The 18,081-nt window shown below is 38.9% G+C and carries 18 protein-coding genes and 2 pseudogenes; 6 read left to right on the top strand and 14 right to left on the bottom strand.

Annotation, left to right across the window (positions count from 1 at the left end; genetic code table 11):
* Positions 1-159: 159 nt before the first annotated feature.
* Positions 160-675: an IclR family transcriptional regulator gene (locus ACFX4X_RS10690; RefSeq protein WP_377383328.1), complete on the bottom strand. Its 516-nt coding sequence runs from the start codon at positions 673-675 to the stop codon at positions 160-162.
* Between the two features lie 333 nt (positions 676-1,008).
* Here ACFX4X_RS10690 and ACFX4X_RS10685 point away from each other — a divergent pair, with 333 nt between their 5' ends.
* Positions 1,009-2,325, top strand: a complete 1,317-nt coding sequence (locus ACFX4X_RS10685; protein WP_377383327.1) for an MFS transporter — start codon at positions 1,009-1,011, stop codon at positions 2,323-2,325.
* A 545-nt stretch (positions 2,326-2,870) separates the two neighbouring features.
* Positions 2,871-3,095, top strand: a pseudogene (locus ACFX4X_RS10680) (DDE-type integrase/transposase/recombinase); the annotation flags it as partial.
* A 168-nt stretch (positions 3,096-3,263) separates the two neighbouring features.
* On the opposite strand, the gene ACFX4X_RS10675 reads toward ACFX4X_RS10680, so the two are convergent.
* The 4 genes from ACFX4X_RS10675 to ACFX4X_RS10660 all read right to left on the bottom strand — a co-directional run bounded on the left by ACFX4X_RS10675 (position 3,264) and on the right by ACFX4X_RS10660 (position 7,515).
* Positions 3,264-4,373, bottom strand: a complete 1,110-nt coding sequence (locus tag ACFX4X_RS10675) for a Ger(x)C family spore germination protein (protein ID WP_377383325.1) — start codon at positions 4,371-4,373, stop codon at positions 3,264-3,266.
* Positions 4,370-5,470 (bottom strand): GerAB/ArcD/ProY family transporter, encoded by a 1,101-nt coding sequence (locus ACFX4X_RS10670; protein WP_377383323.1) that lies wholly within the window; start codon positions 5,468-5,470, stop codon positions 4,370-4,372. Before ACFX4X_RS10670 ends, ACFX4X_RS10675 begins: the two co-directional genes overlap by 4 nt.
* Before the next feature lie 10 nt (positions 5,471-5,480).
* Positions 5,481-7,055 carry a spore germination protein gene (locus tag ACFX4X_RS10665; RefSeq protein ID WP_377383420.1) on the bottom strand — a complete coding sequence of 525 codons (1,575 nt, stop codon included), beginning with the start codon at positions 7,053-7,055 and terminating at the stop codon, positions 5,481-5,483.
* A 241-nt stretch (positions 7,056-7,296) separates the two neighbouring features.
* Complete coding sequence (locus ACFX4X_RS10660; protein WP_377383322.1) at positions 7,297-7,515, bottom strand: hypothetical protein; 219 nt, start codon at positions 7,513-7,515, stop codon at positions 7,297-7,299.
* 101 nt (positions 7,516-7,616) lie between these two features.
* On the opposite strand from ACFX4X_RS10660, the gene ACFX4X_RS10655 reads away from it, so the two are divergent.
* The 4 genes from ACFX4X_RS10655 (at position 7,617) to ACFX4X_RS10640 (ending at position 8,900) form a co-directional block, all read left to right on the top strand.
* Positions 7,617-7,820 carry an alpha/beta-type small acid-soluble spore protein gene (locus tag ACFX4X_RS10655; protein ID WP_214750194.1) on the top strand — a complete coding sequence of 68 codons (204 nt, stop codon included), beginning with the start codon at positions 7,617-7,619 and terminating at the stop codon, positions 7,818-7,820.
* 297 nt (positions 7,821-8,117) lie between these two features.
* A complete protein-coding gene (locus ACFX4X_RS10650; RefSeq protein WP_377383320.1) occupies positions 8,118-8,411 on the top strand; it encodes a hypothetical protein in 294 nt (97 codons plus the stop codon).
* Positions 8,348-8,521 carry a phage tail tip lysozyme gene (locus ACFX4X_RS10645; protein ID WP_377383418.1) on the top strand — a complete coding sequence of 58 codons (174 nt, stop codon included), beginning with the start codon at positions 8,348-8,350 and terminating at the stop codon, positions 8,519-8,521. Before ACFX4X_RS10650 ends, ACFX4X_RS10645 begins: the two co-directional genes overlap by 64 nt.
* A 49-nt stretch (positions 8,522-8,570) precedes the next feature.
* On the top strand, positions 8,571-8,900 hold the full coding sequence (locus tag ACFX4X_RS10640; RefSeq protein ID WP_377383318.1) for a phage tail tip lysozyme: 330 nt from the start codon (positions 8,571-8,573) through the stop codon (positions 8,898-8,900).
* Positions 8,901-9,412: 512 nt separating this feature from the next.
* Here ACFX4X_RS10640 and ACFX4X_RS10635 read toward each other — a convergent pair.
* The 9 genes and pseudogenes from ACFX4X_RS10635 to ACFX4X_RS10595 form a co-directional block, all read right to left on the bottom strand.
* On the bottom strand, positions 9,413-9,610 hold the full coding sequence (locus tag ACFX4X_RS10635; RefSeq protein WP_377383316.1) for an IDEAL domain-containing protein: 198 nt from the start codon (positions 9,608-9,610) through the stop codon (positions 9,413-9,415).
* Positions 9,611-10,207: 597 nt separating this feature from the next.
* On the bottom strand, positions 10,208-10,936 hold the full coding sequence (locus ACFX4X_RS10630) for a DNA-methyltransferase (protein WP_377383314.1): 729 nt from the start codon (positions 10,934-10,936) through the stop codon (positions 10,208-10,210).
* Positions 10,937-11,803: 867 nt separating this feature from the next.
* A pseudogene (locus ACFX4X_RS10625) lies at positions 11,804-12,223 on the bottom strand (cysteine hydrolase family protein); the annotation flags it as partial.
* Positions 12,224-12,238: 15 nt separating this feature from the next.
* Positions 12,239-13,003, bottom strand: a complete 765-nt coding sequence (locus ACFX4X_RS10620) for an NUDIX domain-containing protein (RefSeq protein WP_089363868.1) — start codon at positions 13,001-13,003, stop codon at positions 12,239-12,241.
* 193 nt (positions 13,004-13,196) lie between these two features.
* On the bottom strand, positions 13,197-14,726 hold the full coding sequence (locus tag ACFX4X_RS10615; RefSeq protein ID WP_167555981.1) for an acyl-CoA carboxylase subunit beta: 1,530 nt from the start codon (positions 14,724-14,726) through the stop codon (positions 13,197-13,199).
* 23 nt (positions 14,727-14,749) lie between these two features.
* Positions 14,750-15,532 (bottom strand): enoyl-CoA hydratase, encoded by a 783-nt coding sequence (locus ACFX4X_RS10610; RefSeq protein ID WP_377383312.1) that lies wholly within the window; start codon positions 15,530-15,532, stop codon positions 14,750-14,752.
* A gap of 19 nt (positions 15,533-15,551) precedes the next feature.
* The gene (locus ACFX4X_RS10605; RefSeq protein ID WP_377383310.1) at positions 15,552-16,451 is read right to left on the bottom strand and encodes a hydroxymethylglutaryl-CoA lyase; all 900 of its coding nucleotides are present in this window, start codon (positions 16,449-16,451) and stop codon (positions 15,552-15,554) included.
* 17 nt (positions 16,452-16,468) lie between these two features.
* Positions 16,469-16,681, bottom strand: coding sequence for an acetyl-CoA carboxylase biotin carboxyl carrier protein subunit (locus ACFX4X_RS10600; RefSeq protein WP_089363871.1), 213 nt, complete (start codon positions 16,679-16,681; stop codon positions 16,469-16,471).
* A 39-nt stretch (positions 16,682-16,720) separates the two neighbouring features.
* Complete coding sequence (locus tag ACFX4X_RS10595; RefSeq protein ID WP_284470858.1) at positions 16,721-18,070, bottom strand: acetyl-CoA carboxylase biotin carboxylase subunit; 1,350 nt, start codon at positions 18,068-18,070, stop codon at positions 16,721-16,723.
* Positions 18,071-18,081 lie beyond the last annotated feature (11 nt).

The following is an 18,081-nucleotide window of genomic DNA, read 5'->3' as shown; positions in this document are numbered from 1 at the left end:
AAGGACTGTTTCTTATAAGAAACAGTCCTAATCACTAACCTTTCTTCGTTGCTTTTTATTACTAAGGATTAACGCGGTGAATGATTAAAGGTGCCGGACATGGAAAAGTTGTTTTGATTTTTCGGGCAGCCCGTAAACTTTTCCAATAATTCTTCTTTATTAATATTTCTTGTAGAAGGATTTTTCCAATTCAATCGCAGCTTCCATCATCATTTTTACATATTTATGAACGGATGATGGCTGTATACGTTGCTCAGGACCAATTAATTCAATGGCAGCTATAATGTCTCCGCCTTCATTTTTTACAGGTACAGCAATTGATGTTATTCCAGAGGAAAAGTTGTTATAACTAATCGCGTACCCCTTTTCCTGAACCTGCAATAATTCCGTTAAATCATACTGAAGCGTAGCTGCTTTATTGAATGACGCTCCCGTGGAAATAATTTCCTCTATTTCGTCTTCCGGTTTATCGGAAATTAACACTTTTCCTGCGCTTGTACTTAAGATGGGATGAGATTTCCCTGAGTACGTCAATCCGTGATAAACAGGGCGATCAGAATCTACTGTATTAACATAAAAAGTTTGATTGTCATATAAAATGCAGATTGATGCTGCCTCATTCGCCTTTTTAGCCAGTGAAAACAGAATTGACGCAGATGCATTATATAGGTCCAAATCTTTTATTAAAACCGTAGAGAAGTTATTAAATCTTTAGCCTATCTAAAAATGTTAGCGTTTACATTTAAGGGAGAATTGCAAAAGAAAGAATATGCCCCCTACTAGCAAAGGTATTTTCTAAAGCAGAAGTTTTGTTAGTTCTTGATGGCGATGTGGTAGGACCCCTTGGAATTTACTTAGATTTGAAATGAAGGAGAAACTGACTAGAAACGCTCACCGATTTGTGATAGGGGAAAGGCTGTCAAACCTGTGAGTATATCCACCAAAGCAATTTGTTAAATATTTGTAGAGCGTAAAGTTGATTATTTATTTTAGGAGGGATTTTATAAAATGAATTCAATCAATCAATCGATTGAGAGTACAACAATCAAAAAAACAATGATTCATATTTTACCATTCACCTTTATATGTTATGTCATTGCTTATTTGGACCGCGTAAATTTAGGCTTTGCAGCTTTGGAAATGAATGCAGATCTGGCGTTATCCGCAGAAGCTTTTGGTTTATTGTCAGGTATTTTCTTTCTTGGATATTTCTTATTTGAAATACCGAGCAATATGATCATGCACAAAGTCGGTGCGAAAATCTGGATTGCCCGAATTATGATTACATGGGGCATCATAGCGATTTTAACAGCATTTGTACAATCAGGTACACATTTGTATATTACTCGTTTTTTTCTCGGAGTTGCTGAAGCAGGCTTTTTCCCAGGAATTATTTTATATTTCACATATTGGTTTCGAAGTAAAGAAAGAGGGCGTGCTTCCGCATCTTTAGTGCTAGCCTTGCCGATTGGTACGATCATAGGGGCCCCATTATCAACTTGGATTATGGATAACATTGCATGGAATGGGATGGCTGGCTGGAGATGGATGTTTATTCTTGAAGGATCTCCAGCCGTTATTTTAGGGATTGTTACGCTATTTTACTTGAGTAATCGTCCGAAAGATGCTAAGTGGTTGACAGATGAAGAAAAAAATTGGCTAGAAAATGAACTGGATAGGGAAAGAAAAGAAAGCCTTGCGGTAAATAAAGTATCAAAATTAGAAATGTTTAAAGATTCGAAGGTTTGGAAATTAGCTTTCATTTACTTTGCGAATTATTCAGCGATATACGGTCTTGGTTTTTGGCTTCCGAGTATCATTAAATTATTTGCCACTAGTTCAAGCAATATGGAAATTGGCTGGTTAACGATTATACCGGCACTTATCGGGATCCCCTCGATGTTACTCTTTGGATGGAGTTCTGATAAAAGAAATGAGCATAGGAAACATTTGATTGCAAGCTTCCTTATTGCCGCTGCAGGTTTTATTGCGTGTGGGTTTGCCAATAGTGCAACGATGATGATTGTAATGATTTCCTTTACTGCGATTGGATTGTATGGATTTGTAGGTTCTTTCTTCTCATTTATGACACTGTTCTTTACAGAATCTACCGCACCAGCCGGCATTGCAACGGTTAATGCATTTGCTAGTTTAGGAGGCTTTTTTGGCCCAATGATTTTCGGACAGTTAGCCCTTTCAAACGGAATGTTCGTAATTGGTGCATTCGCGATTCTTGCTTGTGTGGTTATCCTATCGCTGAAACAAAAAGGATTAAATCTCGTAAGTGGAGATGAGGATATAGAGAAAAATGCCATTAATCAGTAATATGGGGTGAACTGTACTCGTGACAGCAGCAACACAAGGAAGCAGATTTGAGACCGACAACATTACAAGGTTGTTACCAGGACCCCAATTACGAAATTGCTATAGTAAATTAAGATTTAATGTTGATATTGACGCATCAACAGGAATAGTTTTGAAATTCCAACAAAACATTATTTTCAAATGTAATAGGGTCTCCAACTACAATTGCACGGAAGTTAACATTAAGGGTGTTTAAGACCGTAGATTTCATAGAATCTAAGGTTTTTAGAAACTAATTCTTTCAACCCCTTACTTTTGAACTGTGCCCCATTTTACGGACAGTATAAAAAAGTGCCTAAGCGGCTAATAAATGGTCCCGGTATTGTACCAGGGCCATTTTTGCCAAATGTAATCGGTAAATCAGGATTTTCTCGATATTCTTTTCTCTTAATGTCATTAACAACTCTGGAATATTCTCCTAAAGGATATATTTTTTCAACGCCCCTTGTTATTTGTTCTCTACAACTAATTTTATTTAAATTGGTTACATACAAAGTTTGGTTCTGGTGCAACAACAGAAATACTTGAATAACATAGTGGAGCAGGATCATCGCTTTATAAAGAAGTGAGTCCGTTCTATGCTAGGATTAAAAACATTTCGAACAGTCAAATAAATCATCTCTGGAGTGGAGGTGATGCATATGCTGAAAAAAGGACAACTTCAACAAGGGGTGAAGTCTGTCCAAAGTGAGATTGAATTTATACATAAATTATTTGGAGTGGCCTCATAATTCATAGATGAAAAGGATATTGATATTCTACGTTTCTAACAGGTCATATTTGCACCAGAACCTTTTTATGTCTTTCCGATAATGCCAAAGAAAATTCAAAAACAGAACGTTCTTCAGAATCTTTAACAGGAATCAGTTCTCAGCATCCCCATTATGAAAGCTTTTGTCCTATTGATAATTCGTTGATCCCATGCCCTTAATTTTTGTTTTTACATGTATGTTTATTTTTGATTTTGCCAGAGTGTTCCCCCATTCTTCTTGTACTTTTTTCCACTCTTGATAAGTGTAGGCTCTTGCATACAGACCAAGCCCTAATGGATCAATTTGAGACTTTTGTATTTTTTGAATTAATTGATTGGTTTCATTCTCAAGCTCATTTGTAATGCTTTTTTCAAGCTTTGCATAATCTTTTCGGACATCGAATGGAAAGAGTTGTTCGGATAGCGAGATTTGTAAATCTACATTTATATCAAATACAAAGCGTCCATTGAACTTTACTTTCTTCTTTACTTTCAAATCTGAAATGGAGAAGCTGATGTATGGTTTGCCCTTACTGGCGGATTCCATAGAAACTGGAATAGTTATGGAATAATCACCTTTTTGTTTACCTTCTAAAACATTTAATAATTGATTTTCTTCAGGTGTTATTGTTATTTTATACTGGCCGGACTGAGCTAGCAGTGCGGAGCCTGTTAGCTCGATTCTTTTTTTCTTTTTGATTTGGGTGATCCACGCCGTTCTCCCTTTGTCCTTCATTTGTCTGTGAAAATCCTGGAGGGTCGTGTCTTTCACAATATTCCTCTTGGCGGCAGCATCAATTAAACTTGTTAAATATAGAGATAGTCGCGGTTTATCTGTTGGTTTATTGAAAATAACATCTGCAACAGATCCATCTACAGCGACAACACGTGCGGTTACTGTATTTTTAGGATCTCTGAAGAAAGGATCGAGATAGTCAAACCAATCCTTCTTTTTAAGCAGTCGTTTTCCCACCAAAAACAATTGCGTTTTACTTCCTGATGTTAATCCTATTACCCTCGCATCAAATTTTTCTCTTGAATGTCGGAGGGTATATGATTTAACTTCATACACTTCTTCCTTATCTTTTGCCTCTTTACTAAATATCGGGCTTGACATATATACTAATAAATTATCCTCTTCATCTAAATCGAGGCCTAAAATAAGTGAGACGCTAACTTCCTCTATTGGTGTAGCATCCATACACCCAGAGAGTATCATTACAAGGATTAAAAGACACAATCCTATTTTTCGGCTCATGAAAATCTCCTCCGTGAAAATCTCTCATATCCCAAACTGTAAATCCATAAAAAAACGGGAAACACATATGCTACCGCAATCCCGGCATTCGAAAGCCATTTTTGCCAGGTTGTTACTTGCATCCATGTTGGTTGAAAAAAAAATGTGCTCACGACAAGTAAACCTAACAAAACGGGCACATATAAACTATGATCCTGCTTATTCATTAATTGACTGAAACTAAAGACCGTACAGTACATGTACAAGATCCAGGCTCTTGAGGAAAAAAGGATCAAAATATTCAATATAACCACGTCAAGACGTTCAATAAACCGGAATTCAATCACTTTGAGCATACTAAGGACAGGCTGATTAAAACTTGTAATGCTATCCGGACTAAAGAACACAAAACAGCTAATGGTTAAAAAGAGATAAAAGAACATCGATAGGGTGTTGGCAATAATAATTCCATGAATGGCATATTGCTTTTTCTTTAAGAAAGGATAAAAGAAAAAGACAAGTTCAAACCCTAGGAACGAATAAATGACCGGCGGCACGGTAGCTGAAATTGACTTCCAACCAACTTTAAACAATGGAAGTAAATTCAAGAAACTTCCATCTTTTAATGGAATCAAAAAAATTAACGGGATCCACATCGTCATATAGAAAATCAATTCATTATATCTTCCAATCACACGGAGACCATTCCTGACTATAAATAATACCGGGATTGAAAATAACAACACAATTAAGTAGTCAGGTGTTTTGGGAAGAAACCATGCTTTTATATAAAGAAAAGTGTTAATAAATATGATCAAAGAAAAGCATAAAGTGTATCCAAGAATAATGAAAATAGCAACTTTACCCAGTATTTTTCCAAAAAATCGGATAAGAAGATCGTAAAGCGTGTCGTTTGGGTACTTCTCAGCCGTTTTCACCATAATAATACTGGCAGCAACGCTTAATATCCAACCAATGATGAGGCCCATCCAGCCGTCTGTTCCAGCCTTTTCGGCAACAACTTTAGGAAGCGACAAAAAACCGACTCCCATCTGGGTCCCAACAATTAAAAAAATATATTGCAGGATGGTGATTTCATTATGAGTGTATTTTTTCATTTTCCTCACCTTATCTTTTAGGCTTTCCCTGACGACTGGATTGAATGGTCCTTACACTTTTTGGTCGTGTAATCATTTTCCATAAAGGAAAACGAATAAATGAGTCCTTCATATCAGCAAACCGGAAAGGAGCTAATGGGCTTGCATACGGAGTTCCCAGCGATTCAAGACTAATTAAATGGGCAATCAACGTCATGGCACCAATCATGATTCCGGTACTTCCAAACATGACTGCTAATAACATCATGGGAAATCGCAGCATTCGGATAGCCGTCCCCATGTCATAACTTGGAATGATAAATGAGCCGATTGCGGTTGCAGAAACGACAATCACCATAATATTGCTTACTATACCTGCCTGAACAGCTGCCTGTCCGATCACAATTCCTCCCACAATTCCAACCGTTTGGCCTATTGGAGCCGGAAGACGAACGCCTGCTTCTCTCATCATTTCAATGGTAACCTCCATCAGGAGTGCTTCTATGATTGGCGGAAAGGGCACCACCACCCGTGATTCGGCTATGGATAAAAAAAGCTTTAAAGGAATGACTTCGTAATTATAGGATATAATGGCTACATATGTTGAAGGTAGAAATAATGTGATCATAAAAGCGAAAAAGCGCAGCAACCGTATCAATGATGCAGCTAACCAGCGTGTGCTGTAATCATCAACACTCTGAAGAAATGCCATTAATGTTACCGGAGCAATTAAAACAGATGGCGAACGATCGACGATAACGGCAAATCGACCTTGAAGAATTTGTGAAGCTGCTGCGTCCGGCCTCTCGGTTAATATAAACTGAGGAAACGGGGAATATGGGTTATCTTCAATGAGTTCAGATAGTTCACCAGTATTAATTATCACGTCCATTTGAATTTGTTTGATTCTGTCTTCAAGTTCCTGCAGTACTTCTTCACTAGCAACATCCCCCAAATAAACGATAAAGACCTTTGACTTTCCGCGAACACCGACTGTAAGTTCCTTTATGATCAATTCTCGGTTAGGAATATACCTTCGCAACATTGCTACATTCTGACTTCCGGTCTCTACAAATCCCTGGTGGGCACCTTTCAGTGATGTTTCTAACTTCGGATCTTCAATCGCTCTTTGAGGCCATCCTTTTGTATCCAAAAGAAACGCTTTCGTTTCCCCTTGGATGAATAAGGCGCTGTCACCTGCAAAAAGTGCATTTTCAACGGATTTCCATGAATGGACGTCTTCAACATCCCCTACAGTTGTAGGCAATCCCTTCTTTGGGTCGAAAGAGGATTGCATCACGGCACTTAGAACGTTATTGCTTATTGAATTTTTATCTGTTAAACCATCTACGAATACTAAAGCTGCCTTTGTTCCCTTTCCGGCGAATTCGAAGTGGCGAATCACCAAATCCGGAGCATGGTGAAACATCTGCTGAAGTACTTGTATATTCATCGATAAATCAGGATACAGCGGATAATGATCTATCGAACTAAGTGTTTCTGAATAAACATTTTGGTTTGTTTGCTGGTATTTTGAATAACGTTTCCTTTTAAATAAACCGGAGAAAAAAATATGAAACGCCCCCCTTTCTCTCAGATTTATCATTTCTCGCATAAGAAGAAATATACTCTATGCTGTAAAAAAAATTAGATTATGACGGAGGCAAGTAAAACGTACGCCAGAATTAAAATAAACGTTTAATTATATTTTTAAAAAATGGAGTTTAACTTTAAAAACTTCAAAATGAAGTAATAGAAATAGGTGCATCCTACTAAAGAAGAGCATCTCTTCTTCTATGAGTAAGCATAAAATATCCTCACCTTCAAAAAGGATAGGGATTGAATTACTATTTGGTACAAGCCAACACGATTACAAGTGCGTTCAATGAATCGTTTGGAATCGAAAAATAGGCTTCGGCAATCATCCAGGCTATCGTTACGGCTGTCATCATTTTTGGCGGGATTAAAATGATTGCAAAAGCATCTGTTGTCACCTTGCAACCCGGTGGCTTCAATGTTTTCCTGTGCTCTTCCCTTCTAGAGCTACAGATGAGTTTTAATTTCACTTAATCACTGCCTTAATTTATTTTAAATTCTATAGTATATAACTCTTAACATTATCAAAACCTATGACTAGCAACACATTACATTCATAGGAGCTGACAACATGGCTAGAAATAACAACAGTAATCAATTAGTAGTTAATGGTGCAGAACAAGCTCTAGAACAAATGAAATACGAAATCTCTAGTGAATTCGGTGTTACACTTGGCGCTGATACAACATCTCGTGCAAACGGATCTGTTGGTGGAGAAATTACAAAACGTTTAGTGCAAATGGCTGAACAACAATTAGGCGGAAGAACTCGTTAATCGAAATCATATGTAATGTTAGGGATAGTGATTGGACTATCCCTATTTATAATTTTACAAACTTCAAAAAAAAGAAACATCAGTAGCTGTTATTTTGCTATGTCGCAGTATGAATATACTGTGCTTGTAGAGCTATCCTGCCCCTTTAGTTCCATAAGAAACTCCTATGGCGGCGCTCCTCGCCGCCACCATCTTCTACGAAAATCTAAACTCAAAAATAGAGTCTAATCATTGCTTCAACAACCTCCCTTATTGATGTAAAGCACGTATTCCCTGACTTTCTTTGAGTGTGGGGTGTTGAGAAAGTATCTTCCTGAAAAGAACGAGACTTATCTTTTTATTCAGCTACCTAAGCCAAGTGAGTATCCAAATGTTTTAAAAATTACTGCTGGAGATTACTGGTGTATCCAAAATAACGGCTGGTCTATTGATTCTGCTACTGAAATTTATAGTGAGGAATGGATATCTGATGAAGAGTTTTTTGTCACCGAATCTGAAATTTATGGGAATAATAAACTCTATCATCAATTAAGGGGACAGACCAACACTACCAGAACAGACCATACCATTGTCCTGATGCCTATAAGATAGAGTGGAAACCTAACCATCAAATAATCTGGAACTTCTTTAGACGAAATGGATTTTCAGAGGAAGCAACCGCAGGTATCATGGGTAACTTAGAGCAGGAGTCTCATATGTAGCCGAGGGCAATACAACGTAATAAACGAAATAAGGAAGATTGGAGTTTATGTGGAAGGGGGACTTGCTCAGTGGGAAACCAAACATTGTAGTAAACATGGGGGAGGGCGTTGGGGTATATTGGAAGCAAAAGCTCATGGTCGTCAGTGGGATTTAAACTTTCAACTTGAATATATTTTGAAAGAATGGAATGAGCGTTGGATGCAGAATTTAATGCGTCAAAAAGGTTATAGTATGGAAAAATTGAAACACACAAAGGACATAGAATATGCAGTTAGAGTTTTTCTGAAGGCATTTGAATTGGCTGGAACTGCACTTATTAATTGCCGCTATGCATATGCTCATGAAATTTACAAGCGATTTGCTAGAGCAAGGGTATAAAGGATAAGGACTGTTGCTTCCCGCTCTTAAAATGGGTTAATAGTCCAACATATCCAGTATCATCAAAAAGATAATTGATCAAGTGGATTAAAAAGACATTACCAATATTAACCTTTATTAGGTGGTCAAATTAGAATAACCGATTGAGGCAGTCCAGCCTATATTCAATGGATTGGGCCCACACTTGGGTGCTACCGAGTTTTTAGAATTAGACAAAGCATTACCGAGAAACAAGGACTAAAACGATAAAGATACGTACGCAATTGACAAAAGCTTCATCAAACTTAAAGAATTCACTAAAAAACAACTAGGGCACTCTTCCAAGGTTTTTTCAGACCTTCATGAGTGTCCCCTTACTTACGAGTTTTTTGGAACAAATAATAAATTATTTATAATATCGTGCTTAATCGATAAAAATCAAATAAACGCCAATCCCTTATAGATATGGGATTGGCGTTTTGGCGTACTTTTTAAAGTTACAAATATGTTAAGTTCATTTTATAAACAACATTTTAAGAAATGTTTTTCAATTCCTCTGTTAATCGTAGGAATTCTTCTTTGTTTTGATCCTGTAATGACTGGTCAATCTCTTTTCGGATTTGCTCTTTTCGGAAATTAAGAAGGGCTTTCTTTATCACCATTTCAGCAAATTCAGAATCCTTGACGTTTATTTCAGGTTGTGGTGTTGTATTAGCCAAATTCTTTTCCATAGGAAACCAACTCCTTGACCTTTTTTTTATTATACCAAAAATTTTCAGATTATTCAAATAATTAGCCGAGTAGTTCCAATTAAATAATCCGTTTGCTCAATGAAAATGAGTCAGTGAAAAATATAAGTGAAAAAACAGGTGTAACAAGATTTTTATATATTTTGCGGTGGGGTTCAAAATTACTTACACGGTGTTATCCCCTTTTTTAAAAAACAATGTGCTGCGTCTTCTTAAGTATTGCCTTTTCCCCTAAATTCCAGAAGTCTATTTTCATGGTAGTTCAATAAGAAAAAACCCGAAATCACAGATAGTTTTCGGTTCAGGCGATACATTCTTCAGGAGACCAATGTGGGCGTTTAATGACAGACCCAAATTTGTAAGCTCCAGCAATAATCTGAAAGGGAAGGCGATAATCAAAGGCCACTGCCTCCTACATCACGTGGAATGGAGGCTTCTAACATAAAAAAGATGACGGCAATGAATATTGGACTTGTCTATAGCTGTCTTTATTATACTTTTCTCATAATACATAGCATCGGAAAGGATACCTTTTTTATATTCTTGCTAATCTCCATAAAGTAACCTGATGAAAGATCATCAGGTTGTGAAAGCTTTATGCAAAGCCCTAGAAGCTTTGGTGAAGTAGGTATTATCTAATTCGAAACCAATAAAGCTCCGATTTAGATTTATAGCAGCTTGTCCTGTTGACCCTGAACCCATAAAAAAATCTAATACTGTTTCACCTTTATTAGAATGAGTTGCAATTATTTTTTCGAGAACATCAACTGGCTTTTGACAAGGGTGAAATCTCACTTTTCCACTAACTATAGGTGCTTCATAAGAAGCCCTATCATAATAGGAATTAAACGTTCTTTTTGTGCCTTTAGTATAGGAAATAAAATATTCCCTTGAGTTTGACAAATAATTGACTTTTGCATTAATGGGGACAGGATTCGTTTTTTCCCAAATTCCTATTCTTTTTTGTTTCAACTTCAGCTTATCTGCAACTTTTGATATATCAGTTATTTTAAAAATATCGTAAAAGATAACCATTGTTCCACCTGGAACTAGTACTCTTTTAAATTCTTGTAATAGGGAAAACCAATTTAAACTATTCTCTTCTAAATCCCATTCACCAAATTCCATTGAAATTGAGCCATATTTTTTTTGGTCATCGCCGCCACTTTTAAAATTCGTCTTTCTAGAAATAAAATATGGCGGATCCGTACAGATTAAATGAATAGAATTACTTTCAATTTTTTTTATTTCATTAAAGACATCGCCATTTATTAATTTCAATTCTCCTGCTGATTTACTTACAGTCATTTTATTTATCCCCAAACTTAATTTAATTCTCTTAGTTGCCTAAGGTGTTTGAATTAAATTCAATTTGTCTAATAAAAAACAAGGGGAGACTTGATCTTTTTAAAAAATTAATTATTTTTTCCATAAACGTCACAAAAAAAGCCTTTATAGGGGGTTTTAAGTCTATAACTTTTCTCTAAAAAAATTAAAATGAAAAAGCCACCATTAAATGGCAGCTTAATCTATAATGTATCCCTTTTGGGAATAAAGTATGGATATTAAATGTAGAACGTATTCAGTATGTTTTAATAGATTTGGAGTCCGGATAATTATTGTGGACATAATTTTTAGGGGTTCACTAATAAATCTTTGAGATAGCATCTTTCATTTTCATGTTTAAAGGGTGAGCAAGAACAATTAGCGTATAACTGAAATTCAATATCCATATATTGGTGGAATAGAACGTGGCGAGATGAATGTATCATTTAGAAACTTTTGAAAAAAACCTAAACTTATCATCATCTGTCTTTTTTAATATTCCAGCATCCCCTAATGTTATAGTGATTGTAATACTTTATAAGAACTTAATCTAAAGCTTGGATCGAAGTGTTTACCATTGCCGCTTAGGAACCATATTCTCTCTAACTACAATAAATTTATGTACAATTCCTTTCGGTAACGTATACTACTGATATCCCACTACTACTACTACTACTACTACAACATGGATTTTTTAGGTGCCCGTGTTGTAGTAGAAAACAGGGTCTGTTATGAGTCATTTATTACTAACGATATAACTTCAAATCCTAATAAATTTTTATTGAAGTATACACCCTGAAAACCCCTACTATATAAGGGTTTGAACAAATATCCGATTCCTAGTATTCATAAGCAGATATCTGTACAAACCCCGACTAAATAAACATCGGTAATGTGACGTTCCCTTAGGCGGATATCAAGGTCCGTTCCTGCAAATGCCGAATAACGCGTTTCATCTATATAATGAAAATGAACATTCTTTTGATTTTTATTTGTTTCATATTCTTCTTTTAAAGTCCCATATAGGTCTCTACCCATTGTACCGCTAATATTATGCGGTGGGAACAAATTCGATTCAGGATGTAAGCGGTCTCCATTTTCATGTAAATCAATCGCGAAGACCGTGTATTCCCCTTGTTTGATAAACTCCTTGGTTATCCTGACTAGTGCCTTCTCGATATCCTGTCCTGGCTTCCCGCAGGTCAATGAACCCCCGTCTGCCACGAAGTCATACGTATAATCGATATTGATCAATGCCTTTTTATCCATTTCACCTATTCCCCCTTAATAATAAATAGAGTCCATGACAATCTCTGCATTAAATCGGTAAAGTTGTGAAGGCCGATACGAATTCCGTTTTGTTTTCTTCTGGATACCCTTTTCATCCAAGACTTTCTCCAAGAAGGGGAGTTTAGGGGCTTTTGCATAAAAAAGTGAATCCGCGCTGATTTTTGCATCATCTCTAGCTATCAGCAACACCCGTTGCAGTTCAGAAAGTGTAAATTCATCCGGCAGGAATTTTTGGGCTATCGTCGTTTGCACCATTTCTTTTTTCAGTAAGTTCATCGCGTCGTTAATGATTGTATGATGATCAAATGCAAGCTCTAATTGTAACGCTTCCTGTATCGTGAACAATTCAACCTCAGCTGCATCGTCATTCGCTTTTCTTTGATTGAGAAAATCTTCCTGGACAATGGCGTAAAAAGCATTGGATATGATCCATCCCCTGGGATCGCGCCCTGGGCGGTCATAAACACCGAAATGCTTGACATGGAATCCAGCTACGCCCGTTTCTTCTTTTAATTCCCGTTTAGCTGCTTCATAAGCAGTCTCCCTAGCATTTACAAAGCCTCCAGGCAATGCCCATTTATCTCCTTCAACATTTGGGTGTCCTTCCTTATCTTTCGTCGCACGTTTGATTAACAATAGCTTTAAAAACATTTCAGGCGGCGCTTTCTCTGCCGTTTTCTGCGAAGTAATAGTAAAGATCGCAATGTCTGCTGTGTATCCATCTGGAGTTATATATTTCTTTTTTTCCTGCTGAACCATGGCAACGCTCACTTTCTTTCACTAAGTATGAATTGAGTAATTAGTAAATCAATAATTACTAATTATAGTACTCTTCCTTATGTGATTTAGCAACTCTAAATAAGAAAATTTTTCTTATTATTTGAAAAATCATTTTATTTTCATACATGATAAATAGCCCGGTCATGATGACCGGACTTGTTTCTTGAATTCATTAGACTGGATAGACTCCATGTTTACGATCGGTAAATGTCAATTGTTTACTGCTATATGCTTCAAACCGGGCGCTCAATTCATCACGCAGGTCATTTGGCTGGATGATGCCATCAACAATCATCTCGGAGGCTAAGCGGTAGATATCAATGTCTTCATTATATTCATTGCGCTTCTGTTCGATGAATGCTGGGCGATCCTCCGCTTCCATCGCATTGATTTTATTGGCATAGACTGCATTGACCGCAGCTTCTGCCCCCATGACCGCAATCAATGCCGTCGGTAAGGCAAGTACGCAGTCCGGTTCAAAAGCGGGACCAGCCATCGCGTAGAGTCCAGCACCATAAGCTTTTCGGACAATGACAGAAATCTTGGGGACCGTGGCTTCACTCATGGCCGAAATCATTTTCGCACCATGGCGAATGATGCCTGCCTGTTCGACCTTCGTTCCAATCATGAATCCTGGAATATCCACCAGGAACAACAGCGGTATATGGAAAGCATCACATAAATTGATGAACTTGGCCGCCTTATCGGCTGAATCATGGAAAAGGACGCCTCCCTTGACACGCGGCTGATTGGCTATGATCCCAATCGTCTGTCCATTTAGCCTTGCAAGCCCGGTAATCAATTCGGGGGCAAATAGCTTCTTGATTTCACAAAACGATTGCCTGTCTATAATCCTATCGATCAGGTCGTACATATTAAAGGCTGCATTCTGGTTTTTTGGAATCAGCTCTTCTAATGTTTTTTCGAATTCAGCTGGCAGCTCAGGCTTTTTGGCTTTAGGCTTTTCTTGATAATTTCCTGGAAAATAGCTTAAGTATCGGCGTGCAAACGCGATGGATTCTTCTTCTGACTTAACAAGCACATCCCCGCATCCTGAAACAGAACAATGCATTTTCGCCCCGCCCATTTCCTCTTCGCTAACCTTTTCGCCAATGACCATTTCTGCCATTCTCGGTGATCCTAAATACATCGATGCATTACCGTCAACCATTACGACAATATCGCAGAAAGCTGGGATATATGCCCCTCCCGCTGCAGATGGTCCGAACAATAGACAAATTTGCGGAACTTTTCCCGATAACTTTACTTGGTTGTAAAAGATTCGTCCTGCACCGCGGCGTCCCGGAAACATTTCTACTTGATCCGTAATTCGAGCACCGGCAGAATCGACTAAATAAAGGAGGGGCAACTGCAACTTATCAGCTGTTTCCTGAATGCGAATGATTTTCTCGACGGTCCTTGCTCCCCAGGAACCTGCTTTTACGGTCGAATCATTGGCCATGACACAGACCCTCTGACCATTGATTTTTCCTATACCTGTAACCACACCATCTGCGGGAAGACCATCACTGGCACAATTTGCAAAGAAAGCGTCTTCTATTTCAACCCCTTCATCAAAAAGCAGCTCTAACCGTTCACGTACGAAAAGCTTTCCTTTTTCAGCATTTTTTTGATGATATTTTTCTAAACCGCCTTTTTTAATCGTTTCAACCGTTTCGGTTAGTTTATCCGTCGTTACCATCCATGTTCCTCCTTCAATTGAAATCATCGACCCGTAAATACCGGTTTGCGCTTTTCCTTGAATGCTGACAGACCCTCCAGTCGGTCACGGGTTTTTAAAGTTGTCTGATAGCAGTCTTTTTCAATTTGCAATCCTGTTTTCAAGTTAGTATCAGCCCCTTGATTGATAGCCGCTTTTGCTGCCCTGAGTGCTAATGGGGCATTGACCGCAATTTCCCCAGCCAGTTTTTTCGCTTCCTCAAGTAATTGTTGTGGTGGATATACATGACTGATGATTTTCATGGCAAGTGCCGCTTTTGCGTCCAATCTCTTCGCCGTATAAATCAGTTCTTTCGCCGTTGACATTCCGACTATACGGGGCAGGCGTTGAGTACCGCCGGCGCCTGGGATGATTCCTAATGCCGTTTCTGTCAGTCCCATCTTTGCCGTTTCCGATGCGATTCGTATGTCACAGGCCAGCGCCAGCTCCAGCCCTCCTCCAAAAGCCGGGCCGCTAATTGCAGCGATTACTGGGACTGGAAGGTTTTCTACAGCCGTAATCGTGTCACCAATCAGTTTGACTGTCTCCTTGACTTTATCATCATTCATCCCAGCCCGTTCCTTAAGATCCGCACCTGCACAAAACGCCTTTTCCCCAGCTCCCGTTAAAATGACGGTTCGTAAATTGGACTCTCTTTTCAGTTCATCCAGCCCTTCGAATAAGCAATGAAGCAATTCGGTGGATAATGCATTGGCAGCATCCGGCCGATTCAAAGTCACGATGGCAATTCCCTTGGCATCATGACTGATCTCTACTAATGAAGTCATCGTTTCACCTCAATTCAACTTATTGCGCGTTATATACAGCCATCTGATGGCTAGGCAATGGTTTTTCCAAAAAGCTTTGCATCATGGACGCAGCCTTCATTAGTTTTTCTTGATTGATTCCCGTGTGAATTCCCATTTTATGTAGCATATGAATCAGGTCATCCGTAGCCACATTGCCGCTCGCACCTGGTGCATATGGGCATCCTCCCAAACCACCGAGAGAAGAGTCGAAAGTGTCCACTCCATATTCCAGTGATTGGAGTACATTTGCGAGTGCCATGCCACTTGTATCATGAAAATGGAGGGCAATTCGGCTTATATCATATCTTTTTACAGCCTGTTCAAGGAACAAGGCAACCTGTCTTGGTGACGCGACCCCAATGGTATCACCCAATGAGACCTCACTGATTCCGTAGTCAAATAGTTGATCACAAACACGGAAAACCTGTTCGGACGAAACCTCCCCTTCATAAGGACAGCCGAAAACGGTTGAAACATAGCCCCTAACCGTTTTCCCGCTTTTTGCTGCAGTCCCGATGACATCCTTCATTATTGGAAAGGTATCGGAAATCGATTTATTGATATTTTTAAGATTATGGGTTTCACTGGATGACATGAACACGGAAATTTCATCGATATTGGCTTCAAGGGCCGATTCCAGACCCCTTTGATTGGGTACAAGGGCCGCATATGTGGTCCCGGGATTGCGCTTTATTCCCTTAGCCACAAGGGCCGCATCACTCAATTGGGGAATCCATTTTGGATGTACGAAAGAAGTCACCTCTATATAAGATAATCCTGTATCAGAGAGCTGATCGATCCAATCCATTTTGCTTTGCGTAGGTATAATGACCTTTTCATTTTGCAGCCCATCACGCGGTCCAACTTCCTTAATTGTCACTTTTTCAGGCCAGTTCATCTTACCCCTCCGTCCCTTTATTCAATGACGGCCAATATGTCGCCTTCATTTACAAAATCCCCTTCATTCACTTTAAGTTCTTTGATGGTGCCAGCTTCCTCAGCTGCAATGGGGATTTCCATTTTCATGGATTCCAAGATAATGATGTCCTGTCCGTCGGTAACACTTTGCCCCTCGCTCGCTACGATTTTCCAAACGCTTCCTGCCATGCTTGCCTTTAATTCTGCCATCTTACATTCCTCCTGATCATTATGTTTTTAAAATATGCGTTATACAGTCAATTTTTTAATATATTTCGCAATGAAATCCGTAGTCGTATCTCCTTGGGAAAAAGCTTCATGAGAAATTATTTCCATCAGCAAAGGAAGGTTTGTTTTAATTCCTTCTATTTTATAGTTTGCCAGCGCTTCTATTAATCTCTTGATCGTTTTATTCCTCGAATCGCCGCTCACTACCAATTTGGCGATCATCGGATCATAAAAGTGGGATACGACGGAAGTTCCATGAACCGCCAATTCATGACGGATCCCTTCACCTTCCGGAAGTTCCATGCTGGTGATTTTCCCCGGTGCTGGATAGAAGGTTTTCGGATCTTCAGCATATATTCGCACTTCAATGGAATGTCCATCCTTTTTAATCTCTGCTTGAGTGAATTCCAGTTTGTTGCCCGATGCAATTTTAATTTGCTGTTCGACTAAATCCAGTCCCGTAATTTCTTCGGTGACAGGATGCTCAACTTGTAGGCGTGTATTCATTTCCAGGAAATAAAAATTTTTATCCGCATCAACTAAAAATTCGAGGGTACCTGCATTGCTATAACCAATGGATTTTACCGCTTTCACAGCAGCCATTCCCATCCTGTTTCTTGTTTCTTCGTCAAGGAAAGAAGAGGGAGCCTCTTCCACGACCTTCTGGTGGCGCCTTTGAACGGAGCATTCCCTTTCCCATAAGTAAACAGCATTCCCAAAGGAATCCGCCAATACCTGAATTTCGATATGACGAGGCTTCTCAATCAATTTTTCTATGAACATATCTCCATTGCCAAAAAACAATTGAGCACGTTTTTGATTCCCTTCGAAGGCTTTGTAAAGTTCCTCTTCATTAGCAACGGCCTGCATGCCGATTCCCCCGCCGCCTGCTGCTGCTTTTAACATGACTGGATATCCAATCCTTTCAGCAACGGCTGCCGCTTCTGCGCTATCTATTAATGGACGTGAAAATCCTGGCACCAATGGAAGTCCCGCTTGCTCCATCTTTTTCCGTGCTTCGACTTTATTGCCCATCTGCTGGATGACCTCTGGTTTGGGACCAATGAATATCAAGCCTGCTTCTTCGCATGAACGTGCGAAATCTGCATTTTCACTAAGAAATCCGTAACCAGGATGAATGGCTTCCACTCCGGTTTCTTTAGCGATTTCTAAAATCTTATTGACGTTTAAATAGCTTTCCTGTACTCTCGGGCCCCCCAATAAATATGCCTCATCTGCCAATTCCACAAATGGCGAATCCGAATCTGCTTCCGAATGGACGGCGACAGTAAGTATTCCCAACTTCTTGCATGTACGAATAATACGTGATGCTATTTCTCCTCTATTTGCGATAAGAATTTTTCGAATCATTCGGTATCCTC

Source organism: Peribacillus sp. YIM B13481 (genome assembly GCF_042787985.1).
GTDB classification, from domain to species: domain Bacteria; phylum Bacillota; class Bacilli; order Bacillales; family DSM-1321; genus Peribacillus; species Peribacillus simplex_A.
Note: the sequence above shows the minus strand (reverse complement) of the source record. Positions and strands in the feature narration are given on the sequence as shown.

What these genes read in the sequence shown, in the direction of transcription:
- ACFX4X_RS10630 (WP_377383314.1), bottom strand. Translation starts at nt 10,936, where the DNA reads ATGACTGTAAGTAAATCAGCAGGAGAATTGAAATTAATAAATGGCGAT.
- ACFX4X_RS10595 (WP_284470858.1), bottom strand. Translation starts at nt 18,070, where the DNA reads ATGATTCGAAAAATTCTTATCGCAAATAGAGGAGAAATAGCATCACGT.
- ACFX4X_RS10600 (WP_089363871.1), bottom strand. Translation starts at nt 16,681, where the DNA reads ATGGCAGAATTAAAGGCAAGCATGGCAGGAAGCGTTTGGAAAATCGTA.
- ACFX4X_RS10605 (WP_377383310.1), bottom strand. Translation starts at nt 16,451, where the DNA reads ATGAACTGGCCTGAAAAAGTGACAATTAAGGAAGTTGGACCGCGTGAT.
- ACFX4X_RS10685 (WP_377383327.1), top strand. Translation starts at nt 1,009, where the DNA reads ATGAATTCAATCAATCAATCGATTGAGAGTACAACAATCAAAAAAACA.
- ACFX4X_RS10675 (WP_377383325.1), bottom strand. Translation starts at nt 4,373, where the DNA reads ATGAGCCGAAAAATAGGATTGTGTCTTTTAATCCTTGTAATGATACTC.
- ACFX4X_RS10655 (WP_214750194.1), top strand. Translation starts at nt 7,617, where the DNA reads ATGGCTAGAAATAACAACAGTAATCAATTAGTAGTTAATGGTGCAGAA.
- ACFX4X_RS10670 (WP_377383323.1), bottom strand. Translation starts at nt 5,470, where the DNA reads ATGAAAAAATACACTCATAATGAAATCACCATCCTGCAATATATTTTT.
- ACFX4X_RS10615 (WP_167555981.1), bottom strand. Translation starts at nt 14,726, where the DNA reads ATGGTAACGACGGATAAACTAACCGAAACGGTTGAAACGATTAAAAAA.
- ACFX4X_RS10610 (WP_377383312.1), bottom strand. Translation starts at nt 15,532, where the DNA reads ATGACTTCATTAGTAGAGATCAGTCATGATGCCAAGGGAATTGCCATC.
- ACFX4X_RS10635 (WP_377383316.1), bottom strand. Translation starts at nt 9,610, where the DNA reads ATGGAAAAGAATTTGGCTAATACAACACCACAACCTGAAATAAACGTC.
- ACFX4X_RS10665 (WP_377383420.1), bottom strand. Translation starts at nt 7,055, where the DNA reads ATGATAAATCTGAGAGAAAGGGGGGCGTTTCATATTTTTTTCTCCGGT.
- ACFX4X_RS10620 (WP_089363868.1), bottom strand. Translation starts at nt 13,003, where the DNA reads ATGGTTCAGCAGGAAAAAAAGAAATATATAACTCCAGATGGATACACA.